General features: G+C 61.4%; 32 protein-coding genes. 31 read left to right on the plus strand and 1 reads right to left on the minus strand.

Going from position 1 to position 17,870, the window contains the following annotated elements; translation table 11 throughout:
- Together AC1Q7Q_RS35520 and rpsJ are read left to right on the plus strand one after the other, a co-directional pair.
- Window positions 1-195: EF-Tu C-terminal domain-related protein (locus tag AC1Q7Q_RS35520; protein WP_492376025.1), on the plus strand; the 195-nt coding region annotated here is incomplete at its 5' end.
- A gap of 94 nt (window positions 196-289) precedes the next feature.
- Window positions 290-598 (plus strand): 30S ribosomal protein S10, encoded by a 309-nt coding sequence (rpsJ, locus tag AC1Q7Q_RS35525; RefSeq protein WP_006160488.1) that lies wholly within the window; start codon window positions 290-292, stop codon window positions 596-598.
- Window positions 599-700: 102 nt separating this feature from the next.
- Here rpsJ and AC1Q7Q_RS35530 read toward each other — a convergent pair whose 3' ends face one another.
- Window positions 701-1,714, minus strand: a complete 1,014-nt coding sequence (locus AC1Q7Q_RS35530) for an AraC family transcriptional regulator (protein ID WP_492376024.1) — start codon at window positions 1,712-1,714, stop codon at window positions 701-703.
- Between the two features lie 239 nt (window positions 1,715-1,953).
- Between AC1Q7Q_RS35530 and AC1Q7Q_RS35535 the strand changes: the two genes are divergently transcribed.
- The 29 genes from AC1Q7Q_RS35535 (at window position 1,954) to rpsK (ending at window position 17,870) form a co-directional block, all read left to right on the plus strand.
- Entirely contained in the window at window positions 1,954-3,183 is a 1,230-nt protein-coding gene (locus AC1Q7Q_RS35535; RefSeq protein WP_492376023.1) for a dienelactone hydrolase family protein, read from the plus strand.
- A gap of 112 nt (window positions 3,184-3,295) precedes the next feature.
- Window positions 3,296-4,084, plus strand: coding sequence for an SDR family oxidoreductase (locus AC1Q7Q_RS35540; RefSeq protein WP_458762293.1), 789 nt, complete (start codon window positions 3,296-3,298; stop codon window positions 4,082-4,084).
- A gap of 69 nt (window positions 4,085-4,153) precedes the next feature.
- Window positions 4,154-5,395, plus strand: coding sequence for a styrene monooxygenase/indole monooxygenase family protein (locus tag AC1Q7Q_RS35545; RefSeq protein ID WP_492376022.1), 1,242 nt, complete (start codon window positions 4,154-4,156; stop codon window positions 5,393-5,395).
- A gap of 1 nt (window position 5,396) precedes the next feature.
- Window positions 5,397-5,888, plus strand: a complete 492-nt coding sequence (locus AC1Q7Q_RS35550) for a flavin reductase family protein (protein WP_492376021.1) — start codon at window positions 5,397-5,399, stop codon at window positions 5,886-5,888.
- 236 nt (window positions 5,889-6,124) lie between these two features.
- Entirely contained in the window at window positions 6,125-6,775 is a 651-nt protein-coding gene (gene rplC, locus AC1Q7Q_RS35555) for a 50S ribosomal protein L3 (protein ID WP_035870770.1), read from the plus strand.
- Window positions 6,776-6,786: 11 nt separating this feature from the next.
- Entirely contained in the window at window positions 6,787-7,407 is a 621-nt protein-coding gene (gene rplD / locus AC1Q7Q_RS35560) for a 50S ribosomal protein L4 (RefSeq protein ID WP_006160474.1), read from the plus strand.
- Window positions 7,404-7,718 (plus strand): 50S ribosomal protein L23, encoded by a 315-nt coding sequence (gene rplW, locus AC1Q7Q_RS35565; RefSeq protein WP_006160473.1) that lies wholly within the window; start codon window positions 7,404-7,406, stop codon window positions 7,716-7,718. Before rplD ends, rplW begins: the two co-directional genes overlap by 4 nt.
- A 2-nt stretch (window positions 7,719-7,720) precedes the next feature.
- Window positions 7,721-8,551, plus strand: a complete 831-nt coding sequence (gene rplB / locus AC1Q7Q_RS35570; protein WP_043350353.1) for a 50S ribosomal protein L2 — start codon at window positions 7,721-7,723, stop codon at window positions 8,549-8,551.
- Window positions 8,552-8,572: 21 nt separating this feature from the next.
- Window positions 8,573-8,848: a 30S ribosomal protein S19 gene (rpsS, locus tag AC1Q7Q_RS35575; protein ID WP_006160471.1), complete on the plus strand. Its 276-nt coding sequence runs from the start codon at window positions 8,573-8,575 to the stop codon at window positions 8,846-8,848.
- A 9-nt stretch (window positions 8,849-8,857) separates the two neighbouring features.
- Window positions 8,858-9,187: a 50S ribosomal protein L22 gene (rplV, locus tag AC1Q7Q_RS35580; RefSeq protein WP_006160469.1), complete on the plus strand. Its 330-nt coding sequence runs from the start codon at window positions 8,858-8,860 to the stop codon at window positions 9,185-9,187.
- 9 nt (window positions 9,188-9,196) lie between these two features.
- Entirely contained in the window at window positions 9,197-10,003 is an 807-nt protein-coding gene (gene rpsC / locus AC1Q7Q_RS35585) for a 30S ribosomal protein S3 (RefSeq protein WP_006160467.1), read from the plus strand.
- Window positions 10,004-10,005: 2 nt separating this feature from the next.
- Window positions 10,006-10,422 carry a 50S ribosomal protein L16 gene (rplP, locus tag AC1Q7Q_RS35590; protein WP_006160465.1) on the plus strand — a complete coding sequence of 139 codons (417 nt, stop codon included), beginning with the start codon at window positions 10,006-10,008 and terminating at the stop codon, window positions 10,420-10,422.
- An 11-nt stretch (window positions 10,423-10,433) separates the two neighbouring features.
- Entirely contained in the window at window positions 10,434-10,628 is a 195-nt protein-coding gene (rpmC, locus tag AC1Q7Q_RS35595; protein ID WP_006160464.1) for a 50S ribosomal protein L29, read from the plus strand.
- Window positions 10,625-10,903 (plus strand): 30S ribosomal protein S17, encoded by a 279-nt coding sequence (rpsQ, locus tag AC1Q7Q_RS35600; RefSeq protein ID WP_006160462.1) that lies wholly within the window; start codon window positions 10,625-10,627, stop codon window positions 10,901-10,903. Before rpmC ends, rpsQ begins: the two co-directional genes overlap by 4 nt.
- Before the next feature lie 276 nt (window positions 10,904-11,179).
- Window positions 11,180-11,548: a 50S ribosomal protein L14 gene (gene rplN, locus AC1Q7Q_RS35605; RefSeq protein WP_017225233.1), complete on the plus strand. Its 369-nt coding sequence runs from the start codon at window positions 11,180-11,182 to the stop codon at window positions 11,546-11,548.
- A 9-nt stretch (window positions 11,549-11,557) separates the two neighbouring features.
- Entirely contained in the window at window positions 11,558-11,866 is a 309-nt protein-coding gene (rplX, locus tag AC1Q7Q_RS35610; protein WP_043350346.1) for a 50S ribosomal protein L24, read from the plus strand.
- Window positions 11,867-11,891: 25 nt separating this feature from the next.
- Complete coding sequence (gene rplE / locus AC1Q7Q_RS35615; protein ID WP_006160458.1) at window positions 11,892-12,434, plus strand: 50S ribosomal protein L5; 543 nt, start codon at window positions 11,892-11,894, stop codon at window positions 12,432-12,434.
- A 9-nt stretch (window positions 12,435-12,443) separates the two neighbouring features.
- Complete coding sequence (gene rpsN / locus AC1Q7Q_RS35620) at window positions 12,444-12,749, plus strand: 30S ribosomal protein S14 (RefSeq protein WP_006160456.1); 306 nt, start codon at window positions 12,444-12,446, stop codon at window positions 12,747-12,749.
- Window positions 12,750-12,776: 27 nt separating this feature from the next.
- Entirely contained in the window at window positions 12,777-13,172 is a 396-nt protein-coding gene (rpsH, locus tag AC1Q7Q_RS35625; RefSeq protein ID WP_006160454.1) for a 30S ribosomal protein S8, read from the plus strand.
- Window positions 13,173-13,182: 10 nt separating this feature from the next.
- Complete coding sequence (gene rplF / locus AC1Q7Q_RS35630) at window positions 13,183-13,716, plus strand: 50S ribosomal protein L6 (RefSeq protein WP_043350342.1); 534 nt, start codon at window positions 13,183-13,185, stop codon at window positions 13,714-13,716.
- Window positions 13,717-13,727: 11 nt separating this feature from the next.
- Window positions 13,728-14,084, plus strand: coding sequence for a 50S ribosomal protein L18 (rplR, locus tag AC1Q7Q_RS35635; protein WP_043350338.1), 357 nt, complete (start codon window positions 13,728-13,730; stop codon window positions 14,082-14,084).
- A 21-nt stretch (window positions 14,085-14,105) separates the two neighbouring features.
- Window positions 14,106-14,624: a 30S ribosomal protein S5 gene (gene rpsE, locus AC1Q7Q_RS35640; protein WP_006160449.1), complete on the plus strand. Its 519-nt coding sequence runs from the start codon at window positions 14,106-14,108 to the stop codon at window positions 14,622-14,624.
- 13 nt (window positions 14,625-14,637) lie between these two features.
- The gene (rpmD, locus tag AC1Q7Q_RS35645) at window positions 14,638-14,820 is read left to right on the plus strand and encodes a 50S ribosomal protein L30 (RefSeq protein WP_006160440.1); all 183 of its coding nucleotides are present in this window, start codon (window positions 14,638-14,640) and stop codon (window positions 14,818-14,820) included.
- Window positions 14,821-14,842: 22 nt separating this feature from the next.
- Window positions 14,843-15,277: a 50S ribosomal protein L15 gene (gene rplO / locus AC1Q7Q_RS35650; protein WP_006160439.1), complete on the plus strand. Its 435-nt coding sequence runs from the start codon at window positions 14,843-14,845 to the stop codon at window positions 15,275-15,277.
- A 48-nt stretch (window positions 15,278-15,325) separates the two neighbouring features.
- Complete coding sequence (gene secY, locus AC1Q7Q_RS35655) at window positions 15,326-16,669, plus strand: preprotein translocase subunit SecY (protein WP_006160437.1); 1,344 nt, start codon at window positions 15,326-15,328, stop codon at window positions 16,667-16,669.
- 23 nt (window positions 16,670-16,692) lie between these two features.
- Window positions 16,693-16,911 carry a translation initiation factor IF-1 gene (gene infA, locus AC1Q7Q_RS35660; protein WP_006160436.1) on the plus strand — a complete coding sequence of 73 codons (219 nt, stop codon included), beginning with the start codon at window positions 16,693-16,695 and terminating at the stop codon, window positions 16,909-16,911.
- Window positions 16,912-16,942: 31 nt separating this feature from the next.
- Window positions 16,943-17,059 carry a 50S ribosomal protein L36 gene (rpmJ, locus tag AC1Q7Q_RS35665; protein ID WP_006160433.1) on the plus strand — a complete coding sequence of 39 codons (117 nt, stop codon included), beginning with the start codon at window positions 16,943-16,945 and terminating at the stop codon, window positions 17,057-17,059.
- A gap of 19 nt (window positions 17,060-17,078) precedes the next feature.
- Window positions 17,079-17,444, plus strand: a complete 366-nt coding sequence (rpsM, locus tag AC1Q7Q_RS35670; protein WP_006160431.1) for a 30S ribosomal protein S13 — start codon at window positions 17,079-17,081, stop codon at window positions 17,442-17,444.
- Window positions 17,445-17,468: 24 nt separating this feature from the next.
- The gene (gene rpsK / locus AC1Q7Q_RS35675; RefSeq protein ID WP_006160430.1) at window positions 17,469-17,870 is read left to right on the plus strand and encodes a 30S ribosomal protein S11; all 402 of its coding nucleotides are present in this window, start codon (window positions 17,469-17,471) and stop codon (window positions 17,868-17,870) included.

Below are 17,870 nucleotides of genomic sequence, written 5' to 3' on the forward strand. Positions count from 1 at the left end.
TTCTACTTCCGTACGACCGACGTGACTGGCTCGATCGAGCTGCCGAAGGACAAGGAAATGGTCATGCCGGGTGACAACGTGTCGATCACGGTCAAGCTGATTGCCCCGATCGCCATGGAAGAAGGCCTGCGTTTCGCCATCCGTGAAGGCGGTCGTACCGTCGGCGCCGGCGTCGTGGCAAAGATCCTCGACTAAGCAAACTTCCTGGAGCAGGCTGGCGGTACAATACCGTCGGCTTGTTCCCATGTTCCAGGGCGCACGCCGCCCATCGCTCTTTTAAGGAAATATCATGCAGAACCAGAAGATCCGTATCCGCCTGAAGGCTTTCGACTATCGCCTGATCGACCAGTCGGCAGCCGAAATCGTGGATACCGCCAAGCGCACCGGCGCGATCGTCAAGGGCCCGGTGCCCCTGCCGACCCGTATCCAGCGCTTCGACATCCTGCGTTCGCCGCACGTCAACAAGACGAGCCGTGATCAGTTCGAGATCCGTACTCACCAGCGCCTGATGGACATCGTCGATCCTACCGACAAGACCGTTGACGCACTGATGAAGCTCGACCTGCCGGCCGGCGTCGACGTCGAAATCAAGGTGTAAGGTATTCGGCGCAAGACCGCCCCAAGCGGTTTTGCGCAAACAAAAACGGCGAACTTCGGTTCGCCGTTTTTGTTTTTGTGTTCCCACCTGAATGAATGCGGCCTAAGCGGGTCCGCGTCGGCGCAGTGTTTGCCCCGGCGGTTCGCCAAAACTTTTGCGGTATTCCACGCTGAAGCGCCCCAGATGGCTGAAGCCCCAGCGCAGGGCCGCAGCCGTGACCGAGTCGATCGCCGGGTCGTTCAGCAGGTCATGGCGAACACGCTCCAGTCGCACCGCGCGCAGGTAGGCCATCGGGCTGATGCCGCGGTGCTCCCGAAAGCCAGCATAGAGCCCGCGCAGGCTCACACCGGCGATTTCCGCCAGCAGGGCGGGGGTCAGCGGCGCCTGCGCGTGGGCATGGATGTACTCCTCAACCTGCTTCACGTGGCGCGGCGCCAGCGGTTTGCCCCGTGCCCGCATTGCCTCCGCCAGGCTGTGGGGCTGCACTGTCAACAACGTGCCGATCACCAACTGCTCCAGCTGGCAGGCGGTCAGCGGATGCCGCGCCGCGTCCGGCGCCAGCGCCAGCAGGTCGGCCACGTAGTGCATCAGCTGGTACCAGGCCGCCAGGCGGCGCCAACCCATCCCAAGCTCAAAGCGCAGCGGTGCCTGTGGCCGATGGCCGAGGTGCGCCGCACATACCCGCTCCAGCGCACCGCGCTCCACGCGCACGATCAACTGGTCGCTGTCGTGGCTCCAGCGCATCCGCACGGGGTCGCTCGGCGTGAGCACCGAGGCCATGTCGCGGTCGGAGAGGATCTGCTGCGGGCCGCAATGGATCTGGGCATGGCCCGCCAGCGGCATCTGCACCAGCAGGAAATCATCGAGCGGTCCCGGCTCGATCTGGGCCTCCGCGCCATAGGCCAGCCGGTTGAAGGACACGGCGCCAAGCGGCGCATGATGCATGCGGGCAGCCAGCGTCGTGCCACCGATGGTGAGCTTGTGCGGCTTGAAAACCGTACCCACCGCTGCGCGCGTCTGGGCCTGGTCGGTCGAGGCGAAGACCAGCCGGGTGGGGTCGGATAGCAGGGTGCGTGCCAGCGGCTCGGTGGCCGTGGCCGCGGGGGGCTGAGGCATTGTCTCGCTCCTCGGCGTCATTGGCGCGCCGCTTAGTACATTGGGCCCGGCCAGCCTGCGGGCGGATTCCTTCACACCACTATAGTGGATCGCTTCCCGGCGCCCCTTGCCCATGCCGGCATTTTCCTGCACTAATCGGATAGCCGCTGCAGCCCGCGGCTAGTTTGCTGCGGTGCGGATCGCCCATGATGGAATCCAGCACGGCAGCCCCAACCCCCAAAGACAAAGGAGCGCAGCCCATGGGCCAGACTATCCAGATCCACGCCGCCGACGGCGCATTCAACGCCTACCTTGCCACGCCCCCATCGGGCAAGGGACCCGGCATCGTGTTGTGCCAGGAAATCTTCGGCGTCAATGCCACCATGCGCGCGGTGGCGGACTACTACGCCGAGGAAGGCTACACGGTGCTGGTGCCGGACTTGTTCTGGCGTATCGCCCCCGGCATCGAACTGGGCGATCGCGGTGAGGACTTTCAGCGCGCCCTGGGCTTGTATCAGCGCTTCGATGAGGCACTCGGCGTCAAGGATGTCGGTGCGGCGCTGGATGCGCTGCGGGCCCGTCCTGAATGCGTGGGCCAGACCGGGGTGCTCGGTTTTTGCCTGGGCGGGAAGCTCGCCTATCTGGCTGCTTGCCGCCTGGATGGCGTGGCCTGCGCCGTGGCGTACTACGGCGTCGGCATCGAGCGCGCGCTGGACGAGGCGGTCAATATCCAGGGGCGGCTGGTGCTGCATGTGGCCGAGCATGACGGCTTCTGCCCACCGGAGGCGCAGGCGAAGATCCGCGCAGGCTTGGGCGGCAAGGACGGCATCGAGTTGTACGTTTATCCAGGTGTGGACCACGCGTTCGCGCGCACCGGCGGCGAGCATTTCGACCACCCATCGGCGCTGATGGCGCATCAGCGCTCGATAGCCGCGCTGCGCGCAGAGATGGGTCCGCACTACGATTTCTCAGCCCTGTGGGACAAGCACTGCGAATACGAGTTCGCCACCCGCGATGTCGACGCCACGATGGCGACGATGGTGTCGGAACCCTACGTGAACCATATCCCGACCATGACAGGCGGCGTCGGCCACCGGCAGCTCAAACGCTTCTACCAGAACCATTTCGTCAACAGCAATCCGCCCGATACCAGCCTGATTCCGCTGTCGCGCACCGTGGGTGCCAGCCAGATCGTCGACGAGATGCTGTTCTGCTTTACGCATACCTGCGAGGTCGACTGGATGCTGCCTGGCGTGGCGCCCACTGGCAAGCGGGTGGAGATTCCCCTCATCGCCATCGTCAAGTTCCGCGGCGATAAGCTCTACCACGAGCATATCTACTGGGACCAGGCGAGCGTGCTGGTGCAGATCGGCATGCTCGATCCGGCCGGCCTGCCCGTGGCAGGTGTGGAGACCGCGCGCAAGCTGCTCGACGAAACGCTGCCCTCCAACACGCTGATGGCGCGCTGGCAGGAGAGCGAAGGCAAGTAAGAGCCCATAAGGGCAAGTACCACGCATCACAGAAAAGCAAAAGGCCGCACCCGGCACGTGCTGTCGCAAGGCGGCAGCCGGGCAGCGTCCAAGACAACCAGGAGACAGCGTCATGAAAGGACTGCGGGACAAAGTGGCCATCATCAGCGGTGGTGCTACGTTGATCGGCGCGGGCGTGGCCAGCGCCTTCGTCGAGGCCGGCACGCGAGTGGCCATTCTCGACATCGATGCCAGCGGCGGCGAGCGGGCAGCTGCCGCGTTGGGCGAGCGGGCGTTGTTCGTCCACACGGACATCACCGACGATGCCCAGGTGGCCGCGGCGGTTGCCCGGGTGAGCCAGCACTTCGGTGGCGTTGACTACCTGGTCAACCTGGCGTGCACCTATCTGGACGACGGCTTCAAATCAGGACGGCGCGACTGGCTTGCGGCGCTGGACGTCAACGTGGTTTCCGGGGTGATGCTGGCGCAGGCCGTGCACCCGGCCATGCGGGCACGCGGCGGTGGCGCCATCGTCAACTTCACCAGTATTTCCGCCAATGTGGGGCAGACGGGCCGCTGGCTCTATCCGGCCTCCAAGGCTGCCATCCGGCAACTTACCCGCAGCATGGCGATGGATCTCGCGCCCGATGGCATCCGGGTCAACGCCGTATCTCCCGGCTGGACCTGGTGCCGGCTGATGGACGAGGTCAGCGGTGGCAACCGCGAGCGCACCGATCGCGTGGCGGCGGACTTCCACCTCCTTGGCCGCGTTGGCGAGCCCGACGAAGTGGCGCAGGTCGTGTTGTTCCTCTGTTCCGACCACGCCAGCTTTGTGACCGGCGCGGACTATGCGGTGGACGGCGGCTACTCGGCGATGGGGCCCGAGCAGAACGTGCCCGCCATTCCCAGGCTGGCCGATTGACGCCGGCATCGAGCATCCCCCAAATCCGGGGCTTCGATTTTCATCCTGAACATCCAGTAGGAGATTGCCATGAGCCAACGCATTGCCATCATCGGGGCAGGCCAGTCAGGCCTGCAGATGGCCCTCGGGCTGCAAGCCAAAGGCTATCAGGTCACACTGCTGACCAATCGAACGCCGGACCAGGTCAGGGCGGGCAAGGTCATGTCCAGCCAATGCATGTTCGATCGCGCGTTGCAGGCCGAGCGCGAGCTTGGGCTGAACTGGTGGGACGATAGCTGCCCCCCCGTAGAAGGCATTGGCCTGGCGATTCCGCATCCGGAGCAGGTTGGTGCCAGGCTGATCGACTGGGCCGCCCGGCTCGAGCGGCCGGCGCAGGCCGTGGACCAACGCGTCAAGATGCCAGCCTGGATGGAGGCCTTCGCAGAGCGTGGCGGCGACCTGCGCATCGCCGATGCCGGCATCGATGAGCTCGAGGCGCTGACACTTGAGCACGATCTGGTCCTGCTCGCCGCCGGCAAGGGCGAAATCGTCAGCCGCTTCGAGCGCGACGCCGCGCGCAGTCCCTTTAGCGCGCCGCAACGCGCGCTGGCCTTGACCTATGTGAACGGCATGACGCCGCGCACGCCGTATTCGCGGGTTTGCTTCAACCTGATTCCCGGCATCGGCGAGTACTTTGTGTTCCCCGCGCTGACCTTGAGCGGACCTTGCGAGATCATGGTGTTCGAGGGCATACCGGGCGGACCCATGGACCAATGGGCTGAGGCGCGTACGCCCGAGCAGCACCTTGCCGAAAGCCTGCGCATCCTTCGCACCTGGTTGCCATGGGAAGCGCAACGCTGTGAAAATGTCACGCTGACCGATGAGCAGGGCATCCTCGCCGGCCGGTTCACGCCAACCGTGCGCCACCCGGTCATGACGCTGCCGTCCGGCCGGCTGGTGTTCGGCATGGCGGACGCAGTGGTAGTCAACGACCCCATCACCGGACAGGGCTCGAACAACGCCGCCAAATGCTGCAAGGTGTATCTGGAGGCGATCGTCGCGCGCGGCGATCGTGCCTTCGACGCCGCCTGGATGACGCAGACCTTCGCCAGCTACTGGCATTACGCCGGTGACGTCGTGAACTGGACCAACTCGCTGCTCACGCCGCCGCCGCCGCACATCCTGGCATTGCTGGGCGCGGCCGGGCAGGCGCCGGCGCTGGCCGCACGCATCGCCAACGGCTTCGACAACCCGCCGGACTTCTTCCCCTGGTGGGCTGACCCTACCGCCTGCCAGCAACTGATCGACCGGCATTTGCCGCAGGCAGCCTGAGATGGACGCCGCCTGTGCTGTGCTCGACCCCAAGGCACTGCGTCAAGCTTGTGGCCGGTACGCCACCGGCGTGGCGGTCATCGGGGCCTGCGGTGCTGATGACCGCCCGATCGGCCTGACCATTAACTCTTTTGCCTCGCTGTCGCTGGCGCCGCCGCTGATCCTGTGGAGCCTCGCCTTGCATTCGCCGAACGCGGCGCGTTTCACGCCGGGGAACCCCTTCGGCGTCAGCATCCTGCGGGCGGGGCACGGCGAGCTCGCCCGGCGCTTTGCCAAGCCCGCAGACGACAAGTTTGCCGGAGTCGCCCATCGGCGATGCCAGCGTGGCGTGCCTTATCTCAATGATGCCCTGGCCACCCTGGCGTGCCGGGTGGAGCGCGCCGATGCCGTCGGGGATCACTTGCTGATCGTGGGCCAGGTGGAGGGGTTTGAGATAGGGGAGGGCGAGCCGCTGGTGTTCTTCGGCGGGGAATTTGTGCAGCTGGGGCGATAGGAGCACGCGAAAACGCTACAAAACAACACCGCCCCGTACGCTCCCGCATACTTGTCAATCCACGCTTGCTCTTTCCAAATCTACGCGATATAGTGTAAGGCTACCCGTTTGTCTATGGGTAGTGGGCTGGCCAGTTTGGCCGCGCGCAGTCTTCTTCAGCGCAAGCCCCGCACTGCAAACACTGTTTTCGTGTATTAATCAGCCCCGGCCAATCGCAGCTGGGAATGGAGCAAACCATGAGCCTTGGCCTTGTAGGTCGCAAGGTTGGCATGACCCGTATTTTCACGGACGACGGCGATTCAATTCCCGTTACCGTGGTCGAGGTCGGCGACAACCGCGTGACACAAATCAAGACGGACGAGACCGACGGTTATACCTCGGTTCAAGTCACTTTCGGCGCACGCCGCGCTAGCCGCGTCACCAAGCCCCTGGCAGGTCACCTTGCCAAAGCTGGTGTTGAAGCTGGTGAAATCATCCGCGAATTCCGCATCGATGCCGCTAAGGCTGGCGAACTGCAACCCGGCGGCACGCTGTCGGTTGACCTGTTCGAAGTCGGTCAAAAGATCGACGTCCAGGGCGTGACCATCGGTAAGGGCTACGCCGGTACCATCAAGCGTCACCATTTCGCATCGGGTCGTGCCACCCACGGTAACTCGCGTTCGCACAACGTGCCGGGTTCCATCGGTATGGCGCAGGATCCGGGCCGTGTGTTCCCCGGCAAGCGCATGACTGGCCATCTGGGTGACGTCACCCGCACCGTCCAGAACCTGGAAATCGCCAAGATCGACGCAGAGCGCAAGCTGCTGCTGGTCAAGGGCGCCATTCCCGGCTCCAAGGGCGGCAAGGTTATCGTTACCCCGGCCGTCAAGGCCAAAGCCAAAGCTTAAGGAGCGAATCAATGGAACTCAAGCTCCTCCAGGACAATGGCCAGATCGGCGCAGGCGTTGACGCCTCGCCCGAAGTCTTCGGCCGTGACTACAACGAAGCCCTCGTTCACCAGGTCGTCGTCGCTTACCAGGCTAACGCTCGCAGCGGTAACCGTAAGCAGAAGGACCGTGAAGAGGTCAAGCACACGACCAAGAAGCCTTGGCGCCAGAAGGGTACGGGTCGCGCCCGTGCCGGTATGTCTTCCTCGCCGCTGTGGCGCGGGGGCGGCCGTATCTTCCCGAATTCGCCGGAAGAGAACTTCACGCAGAAGGTCAACAAGAAGATGTTCCGTGCCGGCATGCGCTCGATTTACTCGCAGCTCGCACGTGAAGGTCGTATCAACGTGGTGGACGGTTTCACCGTCGATGCGCCCAAGACCAAGCTCTTGGCCGACAAGTTCAAGGCCATGGGCCTGGACTCGGTGCTGATCATCACCGACAGCCTCGACGAAAACCTCTACCTGGCTTCGCGCAATCTGCCGCACGTGGCGGTTGTCGAGCCGCGCCAGGCTGACCCGCTGTCGCTCGTGCACTACAAGAAGGTGCTGGTGACCAAGGCAGCCGTCGCGCAGATCGAGGAGTTGCTGAAATGACGCAAGTAGCCAAGAACGATCATCGTTTGATGCAGGTGCTGCTCGCGCCGGTGGTTTCCGAAAAGGCAACCCTGGTCGCCGACAAGAACGAACAAGTCGTGTTCGAAGTCGCTCGCGATGCCAACAAGGCAGACGTGAAGGCGGCAGTCGAACTGCTGTTCAAGGTCGAGGTGCAGTCCGTTCAGATCCTGAACCAAAAGGGCAAGCAAAAGCGTTTTGGCCGTTTCATGGGGCGTCGCAACCACGTGAAGAAGGCTTACGTTTCGCTCAAGCCGGGTCAGGAAATCAATTTTGAAGCGGAGGCCAAGTAATCATGGCACTCGTCAAGACCAAGCCGACGTCCCCGGGCCGTCGCTCCATGGTAAAGGTTGTTAACCACAACCTGCACAAGGGCGCGCCCCACGCTCCGCTGCTGGAAAAGCAATTCCAGAAGTCGGGCCGTAACAACAACGGTCACATCACCACCCGCCACAAGGGCGGTGGTCATAAGCACCATTACCGCGTGGTCGACTTCAAGCGCAACGACAAGGACGGCATCGCCGCCAAGGTCGAGCGCCTGGAATACGATCCGAACCGCAGCGCCAATATCGCGCTGGTGCTGTTCGCCGACGGCGAGCGCCGCTACATCATTGCCACCAAGGGCATGGTAGTTGGCCAAGCGTTGATGAACGGCTCGGAAGCTGCGATCAAGTCGGGTAACAACCTGCCGATCCGCAACATTCCGGTTGGTACCACCATCCACTGCGTGGAAATGCTGCCGGGCAAGGGCGCTCAGATCGCTCGCGCCGCTGGCGGCTCCGCTGTGCTGCTGGCTCGTGAAGGCATCTACGCTCAGGTTCGCCTGCGCTCCGGTGAAGTGCGTCGCGTTCACATCGAATGCCGCGCCACCATCGGTGAAGTCGGTAACGAAGAGCATAGCCTGCGCGTCATCGGCAAGGCCGGTGCAAATCGTTGGCGCGGTATCCGCCCGACGGTTCGCGGCGTTGTGATGAACCCGGTGGACCACCCGCACGGTGGTGGTGAAGGCAAGACCGCTGCTGGTCGTGACCCCGTTTCGCCGTGGGGTACCCCGGCTAAGGGTTACCGTACCCGCAGCAACAAGCGCACTGCCAGCATGATCGTGCAGCGCCGCCACAAGCGTTAATCGGTAGGTAGGAGCCTAGACATGACACGTTCCGCAAAAAAGGGTCCGTTCTGTGACGCCCACCTGCTGAAAAAGGTGGAAGCGGCCTCAGCCGGCAAGGACAAGAAGCCCATCAAGACTTGGTCGCGTCGCTCGACCATTCTGCCGGACTTCATCGGCCTGACGATCGCCGTACATAACGGCCGTCAACACGTGCCGGTGTATGTTTCGGAAAACATGGTTGGCCACAAGCTCGGTGAATTTGCGCTCACGCGTACGTTCAAGGGCCACGCGGCTGACAAGAAAGCGAAGAGGTAAGGTGCCATCATGGAAGTGAAAGCGATTCATCGCGGTGCCCGCATCTCCGCCCAGAAAACGCGCCTGGTCGCTGACCAGATCCGCGGTCTGCCGATTGAACGCGCGCTCAACGTCCTGACGTTCAGCCCGAAAAAGGCGGCCGTCATCGTGAAGAAGGTGGTCGAATCGGCCATCGCCAACGCCGAGCACAACGAAGGCGCCGACATCGACGAACTGAAGGTCAAGACCATCTTCGTCGACAAGGCAACCTCGCTCAAGCGTTTCACGGCACGAGCAAAGGGCCGCGGCAACCGCATCGAGAAACAAACTTGTCACATCACTGTGACGCTCGGCAACTAAGGAGTCACGATGGGACAGAAGATTCATCCGACTGGCTTCCGTCTGGCCGTCAGCCGTAACTGGGCTTCGCGTTGGTACGCCAACAACACGAAGTTCGCCGGCATGCTGAAGGAAGACATCGAAGTTCGCGAGTTTCTGAAGAAGAAGCTCAAGAACGCTTCGGTTGGCCGCGTCGTGATCGAGCGCCCCGCCCGTAATGCACGTCTCACCATTTATAGCTCGCGTCCGGGCGTGGTGATCGGCAAGAAGGGTGAGGACATCGAACTGCTCAAGGCCGAGCTGCAACGCCGCATGGGTGTGCCCGTGCACGTGAACATCGAGGAAATCCGCAAGCCGGAAACCGATGCGCAGCTGATCGCCGACTCGATCACCCAGCAGCTCGAGCGCCGTATCATGTTCCGCCGCGCAATGAAGCGCGCGATGCAGAACGCGATGCGCCTCGGTGCCCAGGGCATCAAGATCATGAGCGCCGGTCGTCTGAACGGCATCGAAATCGCTCGTACCGAGTGGTATCGCGAAGGTCGTGTGCCCCTGCACACCCTGCGCGCCGACATCGACTACGGCTTCTCCGAAGCAGAAACCACCTACGGCATCATCGGTGTCAAGGTGTGGGTCTACAAGGGTGATCACCTCGGCCGCAACGATGCGCCGGTGGTGGAAGAGCCGCAAGACGATCGTCGTCGTCGCCCGGGTGGTCGTCCTGATGGTCGTCGCCGTGAAGGCGAAGGCGGCCGTCCGGGTGGCAACCGCCGCGGTGGCGCGGGTGCCGGTGCAGGTCGCCGCGCTCCTGGCGCAGATGCGAAGAGTGGAGAATAACGATGCTGCAACCTAAGCGCAGAAAATACCGCAAGGAGCAGAAAGGCCGCAACACGGGTAAGGCTACCCGTGGCAACGCCGTGTCTTTCGGCGAATTCGGCCTGAAGGCGATGGGCCGTGGTCGTCTGACGGCTCGTCAGATCGAGTCGGCACGTCGTGCGATGACCCGTCACATCAAGCGTGGCGGCCGCATCTGGATCCGGATTTTCCCGGACAAGCCGATCTCGAAGAAGCCCGCCGAAGTCCGTATGGGTAACGGTAAGGGTAATCCGGAATACTACGTGGCAGAAATCCAGCCGGGCAAGATGCTGTACGAAATGGATGGCGTGACGGAAGAGCTGGCTCGTGAGGCGTTCCGCCTCGCCGCCGCCAAGCTGCCGATCGCTACCAATTTCGTGGTGCGCCAGGTCGGGACGTAAGGAGAGCAGGGATGAAAGCATCCGAACTTCGCGGCAAAGATGCCGCAGGGCTGAACCAGGAGCTCTCCGAGCTGCTGAAGGCCCAATTTAGCCTGCGCATGCAAAAGGCCACCCAACAGCTGCAGAACACCAGCCAGCTGAAGAAGGTGCGCAAGGACATCGCGCGGGTGCAAACCGTGCTGAACGAAAAGGCGACCTCGAAATGACTGAAACTGCACAAACGGAATCGTCGCTTCGCCGCACGCTGGTCGGTCGGGTAGTTAGCGACAAGATGGACAAGACCGTCACGGTCTTGATCGAAAACCGCGTCAAGCATCCTCTGTACGGCAAGTACGTGCTGCGTTCCAAGAAGTACCACGCACACGACGAAGCCAACCAGTACAAGGAAGGCGACAAGGTCGAGATCCAGGAAACGCGTCCGCTGTCGCGGACCAAGTCCTGGGTGGTTTCCCGTCTGGTCGAAGCTGCGCGCGTCATCTAAAAAACCACACGGTTTTCGGTTGACTTGCGAGTCCAGGGTTATGTGCTATAATCCTGGACTTCCGCTTTGTTGCATTCGCCTTAGTTGTATCACCCCGGCGAATCGGTGAAGCGAACCTAGCCGAGCGGCTCCTGATTAACCATGTTCAGGCCGCCTGGTAACTACCGACTTCAAAGTTGATCAACCCAAACGGTTGCTGGCGCAAAGCCAGGGGCTGACGGGACCAAGACTGACCGGCGGGCGTTGCCCGGTGGATTAAGTTGGGAAGATAACACCATGATTCAGACAGAAAGCCGGCTCGAAGTAGCCGATAACACTGGTGCGCGCGAAGTTCTGTGCATCAAAGTGCTGGGTGGGTCCAAGCGCCGCTATGCGAGCGTGGGCGACATCATCAAGGTGACCGTTAAGGACGCAGCGCCGCGCGGTCGCGTGAAGAAGGGCGATATTTACAACGCCGTCGTCGTGCGCACCGCCAAGGGCGTGCGTCGCGCTGATGGTTCGCTCGTCAAGTTCGACAGCAATGCCGCTGTCTTGCTGAACACCAAGCTCGAGCCGATCGGCACCCGTATTTTCGGGCCGGTGACTCGTGAACTCCGTACCGAGCGCTTCATGAAGATTGTGTCGCTCGCGCCGGAAGTGCTGTAAGGAGCCGCCATGAACAAGATTCGTAAAGGCGACGAAGTCATCGTCCTGACCGGAAAAGACAAGGGCAAGCGCGGCACCGTGCAAGCCATGCTCGGCGAGAAGGTTGTGGTGGAAGGCGTCAACGTTGCTAAGAAGCACGCACGTCCGAACCCCATGCTGGGCACCACCGGTGGCGTGGTCGACAAGGTCATGCCGCTGCATATTTCTAACGTTGCGCTCGTGGATGCCAATGGCAAGCCGTCGCGCGTCGGTATCAAGGTGGAAGACGGCAAGCGTGTACGCGTGCTGAAGACCACCGGTGCCGTCGTGGCAGCTTGATTCTGGGCACAGATAGGAGTTGAGCATGACTGCACGTCTGCAAGAGTTTTACAAAGAACAAGTAGTACCGAAGCTGATCGAGCAATTCGGCTTCAAGTCGGTCATGGAAGTGCCGCGCATCACCAAGATCACCCTGAACATGGGCCTTGGCGAAGCCATCAATGACAAGAAGGTCATTGAGCTGGCCGTGGGCGACCTGACCAAGATCGCCGGCCAAAAGCCGGTGGTGACCAAGGCCAAGAAGGCAATCGCCGGCTTCAAGATCCGCCAGGGTTATCCCATCGGCGCGATGGTGACGCTGCGCGGCGAACGCATGTTCGAATTCCTGGATCGTCTCGTGACCGTGGCCCTGCCGCGCGTGCGTGACTTCCGTGGTGTTTCGGGCCGCTCGTTCGATGGTCGTGGCAACTACAACATCGGTGTGAAAGAGCAGATCATTTTCCCCGAAATTGAGTACGACAAGATCGACGCACTGCGTGGTCTGAACATCAGCATCACGACGACGGCGAAGAATGACGAGGAAGCCAAGGCACTCCTCGCAGCATTCAAGTTCCCGTTCCGTAATTAAGGGGTAACCGTGGCTAAATTGGCTCTGATTGAACGTGAGAAGAAGCGCGCTAGGCTCGTGGCAAAGTATGCCGACAAGCGTGCGACCCTCAAGGCCATTATCGACGACCAAGAGAAGTCGGAAGAAGAGCGTTATAGCGCGCGTCTCGAGCTGCAGCAGCTCCCGCGCAACGCGAACCCGACTCGCCAGCGTAACCGCTGCGCGATCACCGGTCGTCCCCGCGGTACCTTCCGCAAGTTTGGCCTGGCGCGTAATAAGATCCGTGAAATCGCCTTCCGTGGCGAAATCCCGGGTCTGACGAAAGCCAGCTGGTAATTACGCACAGGCTACAGGAGAAACAGTATGAGCATGAGCGATCCTATCGCCGATATGCTGACGCGCATCCGCAACGCCCAAGGCGTGCAGAAAGTGTCGGTTGTCATGCCGTCGTCGAAGCTGAAAGTGGCAATCGCCAAGGTCCTTAAGGACGAAGGCTACATCGACGACTACGCCGTGAAAGAAGAAGGCGGCAAGGCACAACTGAGCATCGGTCTGAAGTACTACGCTGGCCGTCCGGTCATCGAGCGCATTGAACGCGTCTCGAAGCCTGGTCTGCGTGTGTACAAGGGCCGCAGCGACATCCCCCAAGTGATGAACGGCCTCGGCGTCGCAATCATCTCGACCCCCCAGGGTCTGATGACCGATCGCAAGGCACGTGCCACTGGCGTGGGCGGCGAAGTTCTTTGCTACGTCGCGTAAGGAGTAGACCATGTCCCGTGTAGGTAAGGCTCCCATCGCGCTGCCCAAAGGCGCAGAAGTCAATGTGGCGGCTGGCGTGCTCTCCGTTAAGGGCCCGCTCGGCACGCTGACGCAGCCGATTCACAGCCTGGTCAAGGTCAATGTCGAAAACGACACGCTGACCTTCGCTCCGGTTGATGAATCGCGCGAAGCAAACGCACTGCAGGGCACCATGCGCGCCCTGGTGGCCAATATGGTCAAGGGTGTAACCGCCGGTTTCGAGCGCAAGCTTAACCTGGTCGGCGTGGGCTATCGTGCCCAGCTGCAAGGTACTGCGCTGAAGCTCCAGCTTGGTTTCTCGCACGACGTGATCCATGCGATGCCGGAAGGCGTGACGGCGGCAACGCCCACGCAGACCGAGATCATCATCAAGGGTGCGGACAAGCAGAAAGTCGGTCAGGTGGCTGCGGAAGTCCGCGCGTACCGTCCGCCTGAGCCCTATAAGGGCAAGGGCGTTCGCTACTCGGACGAGCGCGTCATCCTGAAGGAAACCAAGAAGAAGTAAGGGGTGCAATCATGAACAAGAAAGACGCTCGTTTGCGCCGTGCACGTCAGACCCGCGCCAAAATCGCGGAGTTGAAGATCAACCGTCTGACCGTGTTCCGTACGAATTCGCATATTTACGCCCAGGTCTACTCGCCGTGCGGCACGCAAGTGCTGGCATCGGCTTCGACCGCCGAGGCAGAAGTGCGCAAGGAACTGACCGGCAGCGGTGCTACCGCAGCCGCCGCGACCCTGATTGGCAAGCGCATCGCCGAAAAGGCGAAGGCAGCTGGCGTGGAAACCGTTGCGTTCGATCGCGGCGGCTTCCGCTTCCATGGTCGCGTGAAGGCACTGGCTGACGCAGCACGCGAAGCCGGCCTTAAGTTCTAAGCGCACATAGAGAGATACGTCATGGCAAAAATGCAAGCAAAAGTCCAGCAGGACGAACGCGACGACGGCCTCCGCGAGAAGATGATCTCGGTCAACCGTGTCACCAAGGTGGTGAAGGGTGGCCGGATTCTCGGTTTCGCTGCGCTGACCGTGGTTGGTGACGGCGATGGCCGCATCGGCATGGGCAAGGGCAAGGCTAAGGAAGTGCCGGTTGCAGTTCAGAAGGCAATGGACGAAGCCCGTCGCAAGATGGTCAAGGTCTCGCTGAAGAACGGCACGCTGCAACACGAAGTCGTTGGCAAGCACGGCGCCGCCAAGGTGCTGATGATGCCGGCCAAGGAAGGTACCGGCGTGATCGCTGGTGGCCCGATGCGCGCGATTTTCGAGGTGATGGGCGTGACCAACGTCGTGACCAAGTCGCACGGCTCGACCAATCCGTACAACATGGTTCGCGCCACGCTGGACGGTCTTCAAAAGATGAGCACGCCGGGCGAGATCGCCGCAAAGCGTGGCAAGTCTGTTGAAGACATCCTCGGTTAAGGAGTCGGACGAAATGTCGCAACAAACCGTAAAAGTGCAACTCGTGCGCAGCCTGATCGGCACGCGTGAGGATCATCGCGCCACCGTCCGTGGCCTGGGCCTGCGCCGTATCAATTCGGTGTCGGAGCTGCAGGACACGCCCGCCGTGCGCGGCATGATCAACAAGGTCTCGTACCTGGTCAAGGTTCTGGCCTGAGTCCCGGGACACGGAGAGCAAGATGCAACTCAACAACCTGAAACCGGCTGACGGTTCGAAGCACGCCAAGCGTCGCGTCGGCCGCGGTATCGGCTCCGGCCTGGGCAAGACTGCCGGCCGTGGTCACAAGGGTCAGAAGTCGCGTTCGGGCGGCTTCCACAAGGTCGGCTTCGAAGGCGGTCAAATGCCGCTGTATCGTCGCCTGCCGAAGCGTGGCTTCACGTCGCTGACGAAGGCCTTCAACGCCGAAGTGACCCTGCGTGATATCGAGCGCCTGGAAGCCACCGAGGTGGACCTGCTGGTTCTGAAGCAAGCTGGCCTGGTGGCTGAGCTGGCCAAGAGCGCCAAGGTCATCAAGGCTGGTGAGCTGACCCGCAAGGTTACGATCAAGGGTCTGGGCGCCACCGCTGGTGCCAAGGCTGCGATCGAAGCCGCCGGCGGTCAGATCGCGGCGTAATTTAGCAGCAGATTTCGCAGCATAGGCGAGTCACAGTCGGAGCATCGTTTGGCCACGGCGAAACCCAATGCAAGCACGCAAGCCAAGAACACGGCGAAGTACGGCGACCTAAAGCGCCGGCTGATGTTCCTGGTGCTGGCCTTGATCGTGTACCGCATCGGAGCGCATATTCCGGTGCCGGGAATCGATCCGGAACAGCTTGCGAAGCTTTTCCAGAGTCAGTCAGGTGGCATCCTCGGGATGTTCAACCTGTTCTCGGGCGGTGCGCTGTCGCGCTTTACCGTCTTCGCGCTCGGCATCATGCCGTACATCTCGGCGTCGATCATCATGCAATTGCTGACGATCGTGCTGCCGCAGCTGGAGTCGTTGAAGAAGGAAGGGCAGGCGGGTCAACGCAAGATCACGCAGTACACGCGCTACGGCACGGTGGTTCTGGCCACTTTCCAGGCGCTGTCGATTGCGGTCGCGCTGGAATCTCAGCCTGGTCTGGTGATCGATCCGGGCCTGATGTTCCGGGCTACGGCAGTGATCACGCTGGTGACCGGTACGATGTTCCTGATGTGGCTGGGTGAGCAGATCACCGAGCGGGGTCTGGGCAACGGTATCTCGATCATCATCTTCGGCGGTATCGCAGCGGGCTTGCCCAACGCGATCGGCGGGCTCTTCGAACTGGTTCGCACTGGTTCCATGAGCATCATTGCTTCGATCCTGATCGTGGCAATCATCGCCGGTGTTACCTTCGCCGTGGTGTTTGTCGAGCGTGGCCAGCGCAAGATCCTGGTGAACTATGCCAAGCGTCAGGTCGGCAACAAGGTGTATGGCGGTCAATCGTCGCACCTGCCGCTGAAGCTGAACATGGCAGGGGTGATTCCGCCGATCTTCGCATCGTCGATCATCTTGTTCCCGGCGACCATCGCGGGCTGGTTCACGTCTGACTCGACGAGCGCTGCCGGCCGGTTCATCAAGGACCTGGCTGCGACGCTTTCGCCGGGACAGCCGGTCTACATCCTGCTGTACGCTGCTGCAATTATATTTTTCTGCTTCTTCTATACGGCTCTTGTGTACAACAGCCGGGAAGTCGCGGACAACCTGAAGAAAAGCGGTGCCTTCATTCCGGGCATTCGTCCGGGCGAGCAGACGACGCGCTACATCGACAAGATTCTTGTCCGTCTGACGCTGGCTGGTGCGATCTACATCACACTGGTCTGCCTGTTGCCGGAATTCCTGGTACTGCGCTGGAACGTTCCGTTCTATTTTGGCGGAACCTCGTTGCTGATCATCGTGGTCGTCACGATGGACTTCATGGCCCAGGTCCAGTCCTATGTCATGTCGCAGCAATATGAGTCCCTGCTGAAGAAAGCGAATTTCAAGGGTAATCTGACCTTGCGCTGAAGCCGGGTCGGTACAGGCTAGGTATGGCAAAAGACGACGTCATCCAGATGCAGGGGGAGGTCCTTGAAAACCTCCCCAACGCGACGTTCCGCGTCAAACTGGAAAACGGCCATGTGGTGCTGGGCCATATCTCCGGCAAGATGCGAATGAACTACATCCGGATTCTTCCGGGTGATCGGGTGACGGTTGAACTGACCCCATATGATCTGTCACGCGCGCGCATCGTCTTTCGGACGAAGTGAAGCGAACAGGAATTGAAGGAAGAGGAAAATCATGAAAGTGCTGGCTTCTGTTAAGCGCATTTGCCGCAACTGCAAAGTTATCAAGCGCAACGGTGTCGTGCGCGTGATCTGCTCGTCGGATCCCCGCCACAAGCAACGCCAAGGCTAATCGGAAAGAGGATTGACGAATGGCACGTATCGCAGGGGTTAACATCCCGAACCATAAGCATACCGAGATTGGCCTGACGGCTATTTACGGTATCGGCCGCTCGCGCGCCCGCAAGATTTGCGTGGCCACCGGCGTTCCCTTTGACAAGAAGGTCAAGGACCTGACCGACGGCGACCTGGAAAAGCTTCGTGACGAAGTAGCCAAGGCCACGGTTGAGGGTGACCTGCGTCGTGAAACCACGATGAACATCAAGCGTCTCATGGACCTTGGTTGCTATCGTGGCGTCCGTCACCGCAGGGGTCTCCCGATGCGCGGTCAGCGCACCCGCACCAACGCCCGTACCCGCAAGGGTCCGCGTAAGGCCGGCGTGGCTCTGAAGAAGTAAAGCCGAAGGCAGAGGAAGAAACTAATGGCAAAAGGTCCGAATAACGCCGCCCAGCGCGCGCGTAAGAAGGTCAAGAAGAACGTTGCCGACGGCATTGCGCACGTCCACGCTTCGTTCAACAACACCATCATCACGATCACCGACCGTCAGGGCAATGCCCTGGCATGGGCAACCTCGGGTGGCCAGGGCTTCAAGGGTTCGCGTAAGTCGACGCCCTTCGCAGCTCAGGTTGCTGCAGAGAACGCCGGCCGCGTGGCGCAAGACCAGGGTATCAAGAACCTGGACGTGCGCATCAAGGGCCCCGGCCCTGGCCGTGAATCGGCTGTGCGCGCGTTGAACGCGCTCGGCATCAAGATCTCGATTATCGAAGATGTGACGCCAGTGCCGCACAACGGCTGCCGTCCGCCCAAGCGTCGTCGGATCTAA

The organism is Cupriavidus sp. GW823-FHT07A04, assembly GCF_058794615.1.